Annotated in this window: 16 protein-coding genes; 9 read left to right on the top strand and 7 right to left on the bottom strand. The window is 68.6% G+C overall.

Going from position 1 to position 13,333, the window contains the following annotated elements; all coding sequences use genetic code 11:
• Positions 1 to 47 precede the first annotated feature (47 nt).
• The 7 genes from AC1DYD_RS05445 (at position 48) to AC1DYD_RS05415 (ending at position 4,943) form a co-directional block, all read left to right on the top strand.
• A complete protein-coding gene (locus AC1DYD_RS05445; protein WP_478171716.1) occupies positions 48 to 671 on the top strand; it encodes a response regulator transcription factor in 624 nt (207 codons plus the stop codon).
• A 143-nt stretch (positions 672 to 814) separates the two neighbouring features.
• On the top strand, positions 815 to 1,330 hold the full coding sequence (locus AC1DYD_RS05440; RefSeq protein WP_478171715.1) for a GlcG/HbpS family heme-binding protein: 516 nt from the start codon (positions 815 to 817) through the stop codon (positions 1,328 to 1,330).
• 5 nt (positions 1,331 to 1,335) lie between these two features.
• A complete protein-coding gene (locus AC1DYD_RS05435) occupies positions 1,336 to 2,022 on the top strand; it encodes an ankyrin repeat domain-containing protein (RefSeq protein WP_478171714.1) in 687 nt (228 codons plus the stop codon).
• A gap of 55 nt (positions 2,023 to 2,077) precedes the next feature.
• Complete coding sequence (locus AC1DYD_RS05430; RefSeq protein ID WP_478171713.1) at positions 2,078 to 2,704, top strand: FMN-binding negative transcriptional regulator; 627 nt, start codon at positions 2,078 to 2,080, stop codon at positions 2,702 to 2,704.
• A 7-nt stretch (positions 2,705 to 2,711) separates the two neighbouring features.
• Complete coding sequence (locus tag AC1DYD_RS05425; protein ID WP_478171712.1) at positions 2,712 to 2,933, top strand: hypothetical protein; 222 nt, start codon at positions 2,712 to 2,714, stop codon at positions 2,931 to 2,933.
• Positions 2,923 to 4,023 carry a tRNA adenosine(34) deaminase TadA gene (gene tadA, locus AC1DYD_RS05420; RefSeq protein WP_478171711.1) on the top strand — a complete coding sequence of 367 codons (1,101 nt, stop codon included), beginning with the start codon at positions 2,923 to 2,925 and terminating at the stop codon, positions 4,021 to 4,023. Before AC1DYD_RS05425 ends, tadA begins: the two co-directional genes overlap by 11 nt.
• Complete coding sequence (locus AC1DYD_RS05415) at positions 4,020 to 4,943, top strand: LD-carboxypeptidase (protein WP_478171710.1); 924 nt, start codon at positions 4,020 to 4,022, stop codon at positions 4,941 to 4,943. Before tadA ends, AC1DYD_RS05415 begins: the two co-directional genes overlap by 4 nt.
• A 267-nt stretch (positions 4,944 to 5,210) precedes the next feature.
• Here the strand turns inward: AC1DYD_RS05415 and AC1DYD_RS05410 are convergent, their stop codons facing one another.
• Both AC1DYD_RS05410 and AC1DYD_RS05405 read right to left on the bottom strand, forming a co-directional pair.
• Positions 5,211 to 5,651, bottom strand: a complete 441-nt coding sequence (locus AC1DYD_RS05410) for a hypothetical protein (protein WP_478171709.1) — start codon at positions 5,649 to 5,651, stop codon at positions 5,211 to 5,213.
• Positions 5,632 to 5,979: a hypothetical protein gene (locus tag AC1DYD_RS05405; RefSeq protein WP_478171751.1), complete on the bottom strand. Its 348-nt coding sequence runs from the start codon at positions 5,977 to 5,979 to the stop codon at positions 5,632 to 5,634. The genes AC1DYD_RS05410 and AC1DYD_RS05405 overlap by 20 nt, the downstream gene beginning before the upstream one ends.
• Between AC1DYD_RS05405 and AC1DYD_RS05400 the strand changes: the two genes are divergently transcribed.
• A complete protein-coding gene (locus AC1DYD_RS05400) occupies positions 5,908 to 6,792 on the top strand; it encodes an adenylate/guanylate cyclase domain-containing protein (RefSeq protein ID WP_478171708.1) in 885 nt (294 codons plus the stop codon). The two genes, AC1DYD_RS05405 and AC1DYD_RS05400, sit on opposite strands and share 72 nt — an antisense overlap.
• On the opposite strand, the gene AC1DYD_RS05395 is transcribed toward AC1DYD_RS05400, so the two are convergent.
• The 5 genes from AC1DYD_RS05395 to gnd form a co-directional block, all read right to left on the bottom strand.
• Positions 6,789 to 7,337 (bottom strand): hypothetical protein, encoded by a 549-nt coding sequence (locus tag AC1DYD_RS05395; RefSeq protein WP_478171707.1) that lies wholly within the window; start codon positions 7,335 to 7,337, stop codon positions 6,789 to 6,791. The genes AC1DYD_RS05400 and AC1DYD_RS05395 overlap by 4 nt on opposite strands.
• Positions 7,338 to 7,530: 193 nt before the next feature.
• Positions 7,531 to 8,163: a response regulator gene (locus AC1DYD_RS05390; RefSeq protein ID WP_478171706.1), complete on the bottom strand. Its 633-nt coding sequence runs from the start codon at positions 8,161 to 8,163 to the stop codon at positions 7,531 to 7,533.
• Between the two features lie 136 nt (positions 8,164 to 8,299).
• Positions 8,300 to 8,791: a hypothetical protein gene (locus AC1DYD_RS05385; RefSeq protein WP_478171705.1), complete on the bottom strand. Its 492-nt coding sequence runs from the start codon at positions 8,789 to 8,791 to the stop codon at positions 8,300 to 8,302.
• Between the two features lie 93 nt (positions 8,792 to 8,884).
• Positions 8,885 to 10,951, bottom strand: a complete 2,067-nt coding sequence (gene tkt, locus AC1DYD_RS05380; RefSeq protein ID WP_478171704.1) for a transketolase — start codon at positions 10,949 to 10,951, stop codon at positions 8,885 to 8,887.
• 19 nt (positions 10,952 to 10,970) lie between these two features.
• A complete protein-coding gene (gene gnd / locus AC1DYD_RS05375) occupies positions 10,971 to 11,990 on the bottom strand; it encodes a phosphogluconate dehydrogenase (NAD(+)-dependent, decarboxylating) (protein WP_478171703.1) in 1,020 nt (339 codons plus the stop codon).
• Positions 11,991 to 12,177: 187 nt separating this feature from the next.
• Here gnd and AC1DYD_RS05370 point away from each other — a divergent pair, with 187 nt between their 5' ends.
• On the top strand, positions 12,178 to 13,209 hold the full coding sequence (locus AC1DYD_RS05370) for an isocitrate/isopropylmalate dehydrogenase family protein (RefSeq protein ID WP_478171702.1): 1,032 nt from the start codon (positions 12,178 to 12,180) through the stop codon (positions 13,207 to 13,209).
• The last annotated feature ends 124 nt before the right edge of the window (positions 13,210 to 13,333 follow it).

Below are 13,333 nucleotides of genomic sequence, written 5' to 3'. Positions count from 1 at the left end.
GCCGCACCCAAGGCGAAGACCGCAGCGCGTAGCGCGAAGGTATCCGAATGAGCGGCCCGCTGTCTCCGCTGATCCAGCTGATCGACGACGACCAGGCGGTGCGCGAGAGCCTGGCGCTGCTGATCGGAACCGTCGGCCTCCGGACCCAGACCTGGGCCGATCCCCGCGCCTTCCTCGACGGCTTCGACCGCGCGAGCATCGGTGCCATCGTGCTCGACGTCCGCATGCCCGGCATCGGCGGGCTGGCGTTGCTCGACATGCTGGTGGCGCAAGGGGTCGACCAGCCGGTGATCATGCTCACCGGCCACGGCACGGTCGAGATGTGCCGGCGTGCGTTCAAGGCCGGGGCGGCGGAGTTCCTCGAGAAGCCGGTCGACGACGAGCAGTTGCTCGAGGCGCTGCAGCAGGCGGTGCGCAAGCACGTCGATTCGCGCGAGCGCACGCAGGCCGACCAGGCGGCGCGCGAGCGCTTCCAGCAGCTGTCCGAGCGCGAGCACGAGGTGCTGGGCTTCATCGTCGCCGGCCTGACCAACAAGGAGATCGCGCGCGCGCTGGCCCTCTCGCCGCGCACCGTGGAGACGCACCGTGCCAACCTGTTCGCCAAGCTCGAATGCGATTCGCTGGCGCAGCTGATCCGGCGCTACGCCGGCCTGGTCGACGCCGCGGGCTGATGGGGCCTTCGGTGCGCGCTCCGTAGTTCTACGGAGCCGCGCGGGTAACCGTACGAATGGCCGGCGGGCGCGGCGATTCCTACAGTGGCGGAGCCGTCGGCGACATGCCGGCGCCACTTTCCAAAACCCCTTCGGAGAACTCCATGCAATCGTCCCTTCGCCTCGGCAGCCTCGCCGTCCTGCTCGCCGCTTCCGCCCTGGGCGCACAGGCCCAGACCGCGGCGCCGAGCCCGTCCGTGCGCGCCGAGAAGAACATATCGCTCGAACTGGCGAACGAGATCGCCGGTGCGGCCGTCGCTGCCTGCGCCGCCAACGGTTACGCGGTCGCCGCCACCGTGGTCGACCGGTCCGGCACCGTGCGTGCGGTCCAGCGCGCCAACAACGCCGGTTCGCACACGCTGGGCGCCAGCGAGCGCAAGGCCTGGACCTCGGCCTCGGCCAAGACGCCGACCCTGGCGATGATGGAGAACGCGCAGAAGAACCCGGCGGCCGCCAACCTCGTGAACATTCCGGGCTTCCTGCTGCTCGGCGGCGGGGTGCCGGTCAAGGCGGGCAGCGAGGTCATCGGCGCGGTCGGTGTCGGCGGTGCGCCGGGAGGCCACCTCGACGAGCAGTGCGCCAACGCGGCGCTCGACAAGGTCAAGGGCCAGCTCGGCTGATTCGGATGAAGGCCGTTCTGCTGGCCCTCGCGCTTGTCGGCCCCTGGGTGGCCGCCCCGGTGGCGGCCCAGGTGGCGCCGAGCGCCGCCGAGGCGCAGGCCTACAAGGGCCTGCATCGCGCGGCCTGGCGCGGCGACCTGCCGCAACTGAGGGCGCTGATCGCCGGCGGCGCCGACCTCGAGGCGCGCGACGGCCTGGGCCGCACGCCGCTGCACGTGGCGACCCACGCGCGGCAGCGAGACGCCATCAGCGTTCTGGCCGGAGCGGGTGCCAGGCTCGACGCGTTCGAGAACGAGCGCTACGACGCCGTGACCATCGCCGCGGTGGCCGACGATGTGCCGACGCTGGCGCTGCTGCTGTCCCTGGGCGCCAAGCCGGGCCAGACCACCAGCCGCTACGACGGCACGGCGTTGATCGCGGCGGCCCATCTGGGCCATGACGAGGTGGTGCGCCGGCTGATCGCCGCCGGTGCGCCGCTGGACCACGTCAACAATCTGCACTGGACCGCGCTGATCGAGGCCATCGTGCTCGGCGACGGCGGGCCGCGCCACCAGCGCACGCTCATCGCGCTGGTCGACGCCGGCGCCAACCTGCAGCTCGCGGATCGCCAGGGCCAGACGCCGCTGGAGCTCGCGACCGCCCGCGGCTACGCGCCGATGGTCGAAAAGCTGCGTGCGGCAGGCGCCAGGTAGCGGCGGCTCGGGGACAATCGGGCGGTCCTATTGAAGGATCGCAGGATCACGCCCCATGTACATGCCGCCGCAGTTCAACGTCAGCGACCGCGCCATCGCCGCGCGGCTCATGCACGACCATCCCTTCGCCACCCTGATCTCCAACGACGACGAGGGCCTGCCCTACCTGACGCACCTGCCGCTGGTCCTGGACGAGAGCGACCCGGACGGGCTGGTGCTCTTCGGCCACTGCGCCAAGCCCAATGCCCACTGGCGCTACCTGCAGGCCCGGCCGCGGGCGCTGGTGAGTTTCCTGGGGCCGCACGCCTACCTCTCGCCCTCGGTCTACCCGGACCTGGCGCGGGTGCCGACCTGGAACTACCTGGCCGTGCATTGCACGGTCGAGGCTCGCCTGATCGAGGGCGCCGACGAGAAAGACGCGCTGCTCAAGCGCCTGATCGGCCAGCACGAACCGGCCTACGCGCAGCAATGGCGCGACCTGGGGCAGGCGTTCCAGCACAAGATGCTCAACGGCATCGTCGGCTTCGCGCTCAAGGTGATTGCGCTGCAGTGCAAGGTCAAGCTCAACCAGCACCGCAAGGAATCGCACGCCGCGATGTTCGATACCTACCGCGAAGGCACTGCCGACGAGCGCGCGCTCGCCGGCTGGATGCAGCGGCTCGGCATCGCCGGGGAGGCTTGAGATGCGGATGTTCGGACTGGTCGGATTGCTGCTCGCCTTGGTCATCGTCGGGCTGCTGGTCAAGAAGCAGCTGGCCGGTGTCGCGGCGCCGGTGCTGCCGGCTGGCACGAGCGCGGCAGGCGCCGCGCCGGCGGGCGATGCGCGCGCGCAAAGCCGGCAGATCCAGCAGCAGATCAAGCAGTCGCTCGATGCCGCGGTGCAGGCACGGCCGGTGCCCGATGACAACTGACGCCGACTGGATGGCGCTCGCGCTGGCCGAGGCGCGGCAGGCTGCCGAGGCCGGCGAGGTGCCTATAGGCGCTGTGCTGGTCAAGGAGGGCCGGGTCGTGGCCAGCGGACGCAACGCGCCGATCGCGCTGCACGACCCGAGCGCGCATGCCGAGATCAACGCGTTGCGGGCGGGCGGGGCCGCGCTCGGCAACTACCGGCTCGACGGCTGCGAACTGTTCGTGACGCTCGAGCCCTGCGCGATGTGCGCGGGCGCCATGCTGCATGCGCGGCTGGCCCGGGTCGTGTTCGGCGCCGCGGACCCGAAGGCCGGCGCCGCCGGGTCGGTGGTCGACCTGTTTCGCGAGACCCGGCTCAACCACCGCACGGCAGTGCAGGGCGGCGTGCTGGCTTCCGAATGCCGGGCGCTCCTGCAAGGGTTCTTCCAGCGGCGTCGCAGCGCCGCCCGCGTGGCGGCCGAGCCCTTGCGCGACGATGCCCTGCGCACGCCGGCCGAGCGCTTCGCCGGGCTGCTCGACTGTCGGTTCGAGCCGCATTACGTCAGCGACCTGCCGAGCCAGCACGGCTGGCGCATGCACTACATCGACGAGGGTCCGCAAGACGCGCCCTGTACCTGCCTGTGCCTTCACGGACCGGGCGAGTGGAGCTACTTCTTCCGGCACCTCGCGGGCACGCCGGGGCTGCGCATCCTGGCGCCCGACCTGATCGGATTCGGCAAGAGCGACAAGCCCAAGCGCGAAGCGGTGCACCGGCTCGACTGGCACCGCGACCTGCTGCTCGACTGGCTGGAGCGACTCGCGCAGCAGCAACTCGCGCCCGGGCGGTTGGCATTGCTGCACAGTGCCGGTGCCGCGCCCTGGGCCGCCGGGCTGGCCGCTGCCGCGCCCGGGCGCTTCGTTTGCGTGTTGCCGGTTCCGGATGGCGCCGGGCCGGCGAGCGAGGCCTGGTGCGCTCCGTTCCCCGACCGCGGCTACGAGGCTGCGCTGCGGGCGCTGGGCCCGATCCCGAAGGGCGTGGGCGGCCCGCCCCCCGAACAAGCGGCGACGCTGGCACGGCGGGCACGCGAGGCAATGGGATACTTCGCCCCGTGAAAAAGCACATCTACATCTATTCGCCCTCCAGCGCCGTGCGCGACAAGGCGGCCTTCAAGCGTGGCGTCAAGCGCCTTCAGTCCCTGGGCCACGAGGTCGAAGTCGACGAGGCGGCGCTCGCCACGCACCAGCGTTTCGCTGGCGACGACGCCACGCGGCTGGCGGCGATCTCGCGCGCCGCGGCCAGCGGCGCCGACGTGGCGCTGATCTCGCGCGGCGGCTACGGCCTGACCCGTATCCTCGATGCGATTCCCTACAAGGCCGTGGCCAAGGCGATCCATCGCGGCACCCAGTTCGTCGGACTCAGCGATTTCACGGCCTTCCAGCTGGCGCTGCTGGCCAAGACCGGCGCGGTGAGCTGGGCCGGCCCTGCGGTGGGCGAAGACTTCGGCGCCGAGGGGGGCGCCGACGACATCATGGAGGCCTGCTTCGACGATTTGCTGTCAGGACAGGGCGAGGGCACCGGCTGGCGCATGCCGGCGCGCGACAGCGTCGACCTGCCGGCCTTGCGCAGCATCCACGGCGCGGTGCTGTGGGGCGGCAATCTCTGCGTACTGGCCAGCCTGCTGGGCACGCCGTGGTTTCCTGCCATCGACAAGGGCGTGCTGTTCCTCGAGGACGTCAACGAGCATCCCTACCGGGTCGAGCGCATGCTCGACCAACTGCGTCATGCCGGTGTGCTCGGGCGGCAGAAGGCGGTTCTTCTCGGGCAGTTCACCGGCATCCGGAAGGTCCCGCACGACCGCGGCTTCGGCATGCAGACCGTGGCCGCCCGCCTGCGAGGCTTGATCAAGGCCCCGGTATTGACCGGACTGCCCTTCGGCCATGTGCAGACCAAGGTGCTGCTGCCCGTCGGCGCCAAGGTGGAACTGGCCGCCGACGCCCGAGACGTCTTCATGGTCTGGGGTCATGGGCATTAGGCTCGCCCCCAGGTTGGCTCACTGCGTGTAGCCGCCCACCCCCTGCCGGGGGCGCTGCCAGCGGCCCGGCAAAGCCGGTTCCGCGGCAGCCCACGAACGGGCGTGCGCTACGCGCCGCCGACACAAGCAGGTACGAAGTGGGTGTACTTCTCGGCCGGCGCAGCCAGGCCCGTTGGTGAAACACCGCGGATCCGGCTTCGCCGGGCCGCTGGTGTTGCCCCCTGGAAGGGGGTGGGCGCCCGACACGAAGTGCGGGCAACCTGGGGGTCAGCCATGAACCCGGTGGTGGGTGCGGGGTTCCATCGAGCCGGGAAGTCCGCCCTTGAACAGGCGATTGATCTGGCGCATCTGCCGCCGGGCGGCGACTTCGCCATCGACTGCACTGAGTGCGGTCATCACATCCTGGCGCAGGTACCAGAGGGCTTCGAGGTCGCCGGCGAAACGCACGCGTTGGGCGACGCGCTGCATCGCGTGGCCGCCGTGCACCTGCAGGAGCGACAGCATGGCGGTACGGATCTGCCCCATCTGGCGATCCGCGGAACGGCGCAAGCCGAAGCCGGGGAAGGACAGAAATCGAAGAAGACTGCTGGGTGACACCATGAGAGGAAGGCGTGTTGCCAAAACCTTGACAGGTGCTACGTTAAGGCTGGCCCCTGAGCCACACAAGCGGAGAAACATCATTTCATGTTCAAAAACAACATACTTCACGAATCTGCTCAAGCACTGGTTTAACAATTGATACCTTAGTTCTAATCTTTAAGAAAAAATGAGGCTTGCGTGGTGTGTCGAAATGAAAAAGCAACAGCTTGGCGCGCGGGCGCCCTGTTTTGAGCGTTCGGGACCGTGTTTGGGCGCTGCTTTGCCATAATCGAACAGCGAGAGCTACCAAAAACTGCACAACATGGGCGCCAATTCCACTGTCGTATTTGCCGATCTGACGGGAAGTACCAGAGTCTTCGAGGCTATGGGGAACGCGCGCGCCACCGAAACGGTGACGCGGTTGACGCAATGGATTGGCGGCGTGTGCGAATCCCACGGTGGCCGTGTCGTGAAATCACTGGGTGATGGCGTGTTTGCGATATTCGCGGAGGGGATGAGTGCGACCCGCGCCGTCGTTGAAATGCAGCGCAACCACCAGAAGCGGCTCCAGACCTGGCCGGCGCCCTTGCGCATGGAGCTGCAGATCGGCGTGGCCAGCGGCGAGGTCGTCGAGGTCGATGGCGATTGCTATGGCGATGCGGTCAACCTGGCTTCGCGCCTCAGCGACCTGGCCGGGCCGGGACAGATCTGGGCCACCGAGTCGGTCATCGAGCAGTTGCATGGCGGCGAGGTTCGCCATCGCAGCCTCGGACCGATCAACATCCGAGGCAAGAACGAGATGCCGGTGGTGCACCGGGTCGACTGGCAGGACGAGGTGTCCGAGTTCCTCACCATGCCGGCGTCGCTGGTGCAGCAGCCGCGCGGCCCCGATTCATCCTTTGGCCAGATCGAACTGGCCTGGCTCGATGTCCGCTCGATGTTCAGCGCCTCCGAACTGCCGATCCACCTGGGCCGGGTCGACGAGGCGCAATTCGTGGTCAACGACCCGCGGGTGTCGCGGCTGCACGCGCGGATCGAGGCCCGCCAGGGCAGTTGCGTGCTGGTCGATGTCAGCACCTACGGGACCTGGGTTCGTTTTCACGGCACCGCCGGGGCCAGCGGCGAGATTGCGCTGCGGCGCGACGAATGCGTGCTGCACGGCAGCGGCGAGATCGGATTGGGCGCGCCGCTCAGCGACTTCAGCGCACCGACCATCTCGTTCAATACGACCGGCGGCAACGTGCTGCTGGCGCGCCGCGACCTGCGCTAGCCGCCGGCCCGTGCCGCCTCGACGGGGCGCAATACGCGGCCATCCCCGATGAACGACTCGCCGACCAGCATCTTGAAGCTGGCGCCGGGCTGAAACCTGGGCAGCGCCAGCTGCGGCGCAAGAAACTCCATTTCAAGCGCCTGCGTGCTGCCGCGGCGAAAGCTGCGCTCGGGCTGCACCCACCAGCGGGCCGAGAAAGCCTCGTTGCCAATCACCAGCGCGCAGCGATGCTCCCCGGCGGGCATGGGCAGGTCTTCGGCCGGCAGCATCGGAGGACGCAGTGTCAGCTCGACCAGCAACTGCGGCATGAACACGGTCCGGCTCTCGAAGGGAGACCCCGCTGCGGTCGGGGTGGGGCGTCGAAGGCGCGCGATAAGCCATGAGATGACGTTGCCGATGATCGGGATCCACAGCAGCATCAGCAAGGTGCCGATGTCTCGCGTCGTCGAGCCCGGCACCGCCAGGTGGCGCATGATCGCCCCGCCGACGGCCACGCACAGCAGGATGATCACGATGAGCTTGCGTCGGGACTGGATGGTCGTCATGGGAGTGATTTTCGGCCGTTGAAGAGGCCGCCTAGCTTAACGGCCCGGCCGCGGGCATCAAGCAGACCGGCGCTGCCTGTTTCTGAGGCAACGGGGTGGCATCCCGCATGGGGCCACGCTTCGCGCACGGCCGTCCCGGCACTTCCCACAGTGTTGTCCACAGAAAGCCGGAACAAGTCCGGCAGCCACGGCCTCAGCTGATCAACTGGTTCTTCAGCGCGTAGTAGGTGAGATCGCTGTTGGAGGCCAGGTTCATCTTCTCCATGAGCCGGCTGCGGTAGGTGCTCACGGTCTTCACCGACAAGGACAGGTGCTCGGCGATGCTGCCGGCGGTCTCGCCGGTCGCCAGCTTCAGGAAAACCTGGAATTCACGCTCGGAGAGCTGCTCGTGCGGGGCTGCGTCGGTGTTGCGGTCGAGTTGGCGGGCCAGCAGTTCGGCCACGACCGGAGTGATGTAGCGCCGACCGAGCGAGATCGTGCGGATCGCTTCGACGATCTCCTTCGGCTCGCATTCCTTGTTGAGGTAGCCGCTCGCGCCCTGGCGGATCAGGCTCATCGCGTAATGCTCCTCGGGGTAGCCGCTCAGGATCAGGATGCCGGTGTCGGGCGACTTGGCGCGCACCATCGCGATGGCATCGATGCCGCTCTGGCCCGGCATCGACAGGTCCATGACCAGCACGTCGACCTCGTGGTTGCGCACCAGGTCGATGGCTTCGCGCCCGCTGGCGGCCTCGCCGACGACGCGCAGGTCCACGTGCTGCGAAAAGAATTCGCGCAGGCCCGAGCGAACGATGGCATGGTCATCCACGATTCCGATCTTGATCATCGATTTCTCCTCGAATTTTGGGTGTGACGAGCATGCGGGCATCGGCGGCCGCTGCACGTCTGCCGACGGCCCGAGCGCGCGTAGGAGAGGGGCGTCTGTCGGCCGGGCCATCGGATGACGCCCGGCCCGTGCCGGCTCAGCGCAGCAGCACGAAGGCGGCGGCCGCTGCGGCGAGGCCGCCCATCACCAGCAGGGCCTTGGAAAAACGCGGTGCGCGGTTGGCCCGATAGCCGTCGAGACGGGCCGGGAGGGTGCGCACGTCGTCCATCGAACCTTGCGGGCGCAAGCGGTCGTCGGCCTCGATGGCGCCCAGGATGGCCGACAGGATGGCCTGGCTCTTGTCGTCATGCTCATCGGAGGTCGGGGTCTCGCCGCGGGCCCGCTGCACATGGGCCATGAAGAGCTTGCCCTTGGCGGAGAGGCCGATGTCCTCGCCGCTCATGGCGAGAAGGCCATGCTCCAGCAGGGCCTCGAGGCCGCGCCGCACTGCGGGCCGCTCGTTCACCGGCACGCTGGCCTGCAGCCCGGTGCGCGACGTCTTGCTGCCACCCGAGACGGCCGAGCGCTGGCGCACCAGCGTGATCAGCACGCCGGTGAAAGTCTCGCGGTCTGAAAGTGCTTGTCCCATGGACAGAGGATTATTCCCGCGAACGCTCAGCGGCGCGAGAGGGTAGCCACTGACCTTCCCGTCGCCGGGCTGCCGAGCCGGCCACGACCTTCATCAGTTCCCGGCGGCCGCGTGCACCGACAGCGCGACAGCCACCACGTGCTCGGCCGTGAAGCCGAACTCCCTCTGCAGCGCCGCGAGCGGTGCCGAGGCGCCGAAGGTCTGCATGCCGACCACCTTGCCGATGGCGCCGACGTAGCGTTCCCAGCCGAAGGCCGAGGCTTGCTCCACGGCCACGCGCGCGGTCACGCCGGGCGGCAGCACGCTGGCGCGGTAGGCCGGTGTTTGCTGCTCGAACAAGTCCCAGGAGGGCATCGAGACCAGGCGCGAGCGCAGGCCCTGGGCCAGCAGCGTCTCGTGCGCCTGCAGGGCCAGCGCCACTTCGCTGCCGCTGGCGATCAGGATCAGCTCGGGGTCGCCTGTGCCCGGCGCTTCAGCCAGTACATAGGCGCCCTTGGCGACGCCCGAGGCCGATGCGAGCCGGCTGCGGTCGAGGATCGGCAGTGGCTGGCGCGACAGCACCATCGCGGTCGGCCGATGCGGCGACTGCAGCGCCACACGATAGGCCTCGACCACCTCGTTGGCATCGCCCGGACGCAGCACCGTGAGGCCGGGCATGGCGCGCAGCGACGCCAGCTGCTCGATCGGCTGGTGGGTCGGCCCGTCTTCGCCGTCGCCCATCGCATCGTGGGTGAAGACGAACAGCGACGGCAGTTCCATCAGCGCCGCCAGGCGAATCGCCGGCCGCGCATAGTCGCTGAAGATGAAGAAGGTGGCGCCGAAGGGCCGCAGCTTGGACAGTGCCATGCCGTTGACCGCCGCCGCCATCGCATGCTCGCGGATGCCGAAGTGCAGGTTCTTTCCGCCCGGGCTTGCGGGCTGGAATTCGCCGGCGCCCGGATAGTTGAGCGTGGTCTTGTTCGACGGGCCGAGATCGGCCGAGCCGCCGATGAACCAGGGCACGCTCTGCGCCAGCACGTTGAGCACCTGGCCCGAAGCGTCGCGTCCGGACAGGCCCTTCGGGTCGGCCGGAAAAACCGGCAGGGCGTGGTCCCAGCCGGCCGGCAGTTCGCGGCGCTGCGCCTGGTCGATCTCGAGTGCAAGGGCAGGGGAGTGGGCGCGCAGGGCGGCGTAGGCCTGGTTCCAGGCGCTTCGCGCTGCCGCGCCGCGGACGCCGATGCCATGGTCGAAATGGGCCCGCACGCCATCGGGCACCCGGAACTTCGCGTCTTCCGGCCAGCCGTAGGCGCGCTTGACGAGGCGCAGTTCTTCATCGCCGAGCGGTTCGCCATGCGCGGCGGCGCTGTCTTGGCGGTGCGGCGAGCCCCAGCCGATGTGGCTGTCCAGGATGATCAGCGTCGGCCGGCCTCGGGTCTGGCGAAACGTCGCCAGCGCTGCTTCGATCTGACCGATGTCGTTGGCGTCGCCGACCCGCAGCACCGCCCAGCCATAGGCCGCGAAGCGCATCGCCACGTCCTCGGTGAAGGTGATCCGGGTGCTGCCTTCGATCGTGATGTGGTTGTTGTCGTAGATCCAGCAGAGCCGGTCGAGCCCGAGATGGCCGGCCAGCGAGGCGGCTTCGGATGACACGCCTTCCATCAGGCAGCCATCGCCACAGACCGCGTAGATGTCGTAGTCGAACAGGGTGGGGCCCCCCAGGTCATAGCGGTTGGCGAGCCAGCGCTGGGCCATCGCCATGCCGACGCTGGTGGCGACGCCCTGGCCGAGCGGGCCGGTGGTGCTCTCGACCCCCGACACCCAGTGGTACTCGGGGTGGCCAGGCGCCTTGCTGCCGAACTGGCGGAAACGCCGGATGTCGTCCAGCGTCACGGCGGGTCCGCCGAGCAGTTCGTACTCGGCATTCACCGCCACCGTGCCGCTCAGGTGCAGCACCGACCACAGCAGCATCGAGGCATGGCCGTTGGAAAGCACGAAGCGGTCGCGGCCGGGCCAGATCGGGTCCAGCGGGTCGAAGCGCAGCACCCGGTTCCACAGCGTGTAGACCAGGGGCGCCAACGCCATGGGCGTGCCCGGATGGCCCGAGTTGGCCGCCTGCACGGCGTCGATCGACAGGGTGCGGATGGTGTTGATGCACAGCGTGTCGAGTTCGGCGTCGGTCATCGAGGACTCCGTGTGGGTGTCAGTGGCCGCCGGTCTTTTCGACATGGCCGCCGAACTGGAAGCGCATCGCCGACAGCAGCCTGTTCTGGAAGTCGGCCTCGCCGCGCGATGCGAAGCGCTCGTAGAGGGCCGCCGTGAGCACCGGCGCGGGCACCGCCTCGTCGATCGCCGCCTTGAGGGTCCAGCGGCCTTCGCCGGAGTCCGACACGCGGCCCGCAAAGCCCGAAAGCGCCGGGTCCTCGACCAACGCGGTGGCCGTCAGGTCAAGCAGCCAGGAGGCAATGACGCTGCCGCGCCGCCAGACCTCGGCAATGTCGGGCAGGTCGAGGTCGTACTGGTAGTGCTCGGGGTTGCGCAGCGGCGTGGTCTCGGCGTCGATGTCGTGCCGGGCCTTGCCGATGTTGGCCGCTTTCAGGATGCCCATGCCCTCGGCGTAGGCGGCCATGATGCCGTACTCGATGCCGTTGTGGACCATCTTCACGAAGTGGCCGGCACCGTTCTCGCCGCAGCGCAGGTAGCCGTCCTCGGCCGTGCCGCGGTCCGCTTCGCGGCCGGGCGTGCGATCGATGGTGCCGGCACCCGGCGCCAGCGTCCGGAAGATCGGGTCGAGCCGCTGCACCGACGCCAGCGGACCGCCGATCATCATGCAATAGCCCCGTTCGAGCCCCCAGACCCCGCCGCTGGTGCCGACGTCGACGTAGTCGATCCTCTTCGCCGCCAGCTCCTTCGCGCGGCGGATGTCGTCGACGTAATAGGAGTTGCCGCCGTCGATCAGCGTGTCGCCGGGGTCGAGGTGGGGCAGCAGGGTGGCGATGGCCTGGTCGACCACTGCGGCCGGCACCATGAGCCAGATGGCGCGCGGCCGCTCGAGCCGTGCCGCCAGTTCGGCCGGCGACGAGGCGCCCGTGGCACCTTCCTCGACCAGCGCTGCGACCGCCTGCGCCGCGTTGTCGAACACGGTGCATCGATGGCCGGCGCGAAGCAGTCGGCGGACCATGTTCGATCCCATGCGGCCGAGGCCGATCATTCCGAGTTGCATGCTTGATGTCCTTGGGTTCAAAGAAGGGCGTTCTCGAAGGCGCGGACGAAAGCCGCTGGTCGACGCACGAGGCGAGTCATCATGCACCGAAGCGGCTTGATTTGCGCTGGCCCGGCGCCGGCTTCAGGGACCGGGAATCCATAATCAGCCGGTCCAGGTCCCTCCTTCATTTTTGGAATCAACCCGAATGTCCACTGTCATCCCCGCCACCCTGATTCCCGGCGACGGTATCGGCCCCGAGATCGTCGATGCCACGCTCGCTGCCCTCGACGCCCTTGGGGCGCCTTTCGAATGGGACCGCCAACTCGGCGGGCTGGCCGGCGTGCAGGCGGCCGGCGATCCGCTGCCTTCGGCCACCCTGGACAGCATCCGACGAACCCGACTGGCCTTGAAAGGGCCGCTGGAGACGCCATCGGGCGGTGGCTACCGATCCTCGAACGTGCGACTGCGCGAGGAATTCGGGCTCTATGCCAACCTGCGGCCGGCACGCACCCTGATTCCCGGCGGCCGCTTCGACAACATCGACCTGGTGGTGGTGCGCGAGAACCTCGAAGGCCTCTACATCGGCCATGAGCACTACGTGCCGATCGACGGCGATCCGCATGCGGTGGCGATGGCGACCGGGATCAACACGCGGCAGGGCAGCCGGCGGCTGCTCCAATATGCCTTCGAGACGGCGATCGAGACCGGCCGCAAGAAGGTCACGATCGTGCACAAGGCCAACATCATGAAGGCCCTGACCGGCATCTTTCTGGAGACCGGGCTCGACCTCTACGAACGCAAGTACAAGGGCAAGTTCGAGCTCGACACGGTGATCATCGATGCCTGCGCCATGAAGCTGGTGCTGAACCCGTGGCAGTTCGACATGCTGGTGACGACCAACCTGTTCGGCGACATCCTGTCGGACCTGGTAGCAGGACTCGTGGGCGGCCTGGGCATGGCGCCGGGGGCCAACATCGGTGCCGACGCCGCCATCTTCGAGGCGGTCCATGGCTCGGCGCCCGACATTGCCGGCAAAGGCATCGCCAACCCGACCGCGCTGATGCTGGCCGCGGCGCTGATGCTCGACCACTGCAAGCTGCCGGATCTGGCAACGCGCCTGCGCCGGGCGATCGACGAGGCCCTCAACATCGACAAGGTGCGTACCGGTGACCTGGGCGGGAGCGCCGGAACGGCGGCTTTCGCGAAGGCCGTGGTGGGTCGGATTGCCGCCGGTTGAGGGCAAGGGGCTTCGGCCCTTGGTTGCCGTCTCATTGATTTAACATAATCAACATTGTGTTGTCTGACGGTGGAAGCGATCGGGATGCTATCGCACGCCACTTGACACTTGACCCTATGTTTTA

Source organism: Variovorax sp. P4_B11 (genome assembly GCF_056402355.1).
The sequence above is the reverse complement of the archived record's forward strand: the minus strand, read 5'-3'. Positions and strand labels throughout refer to the sequence as shown.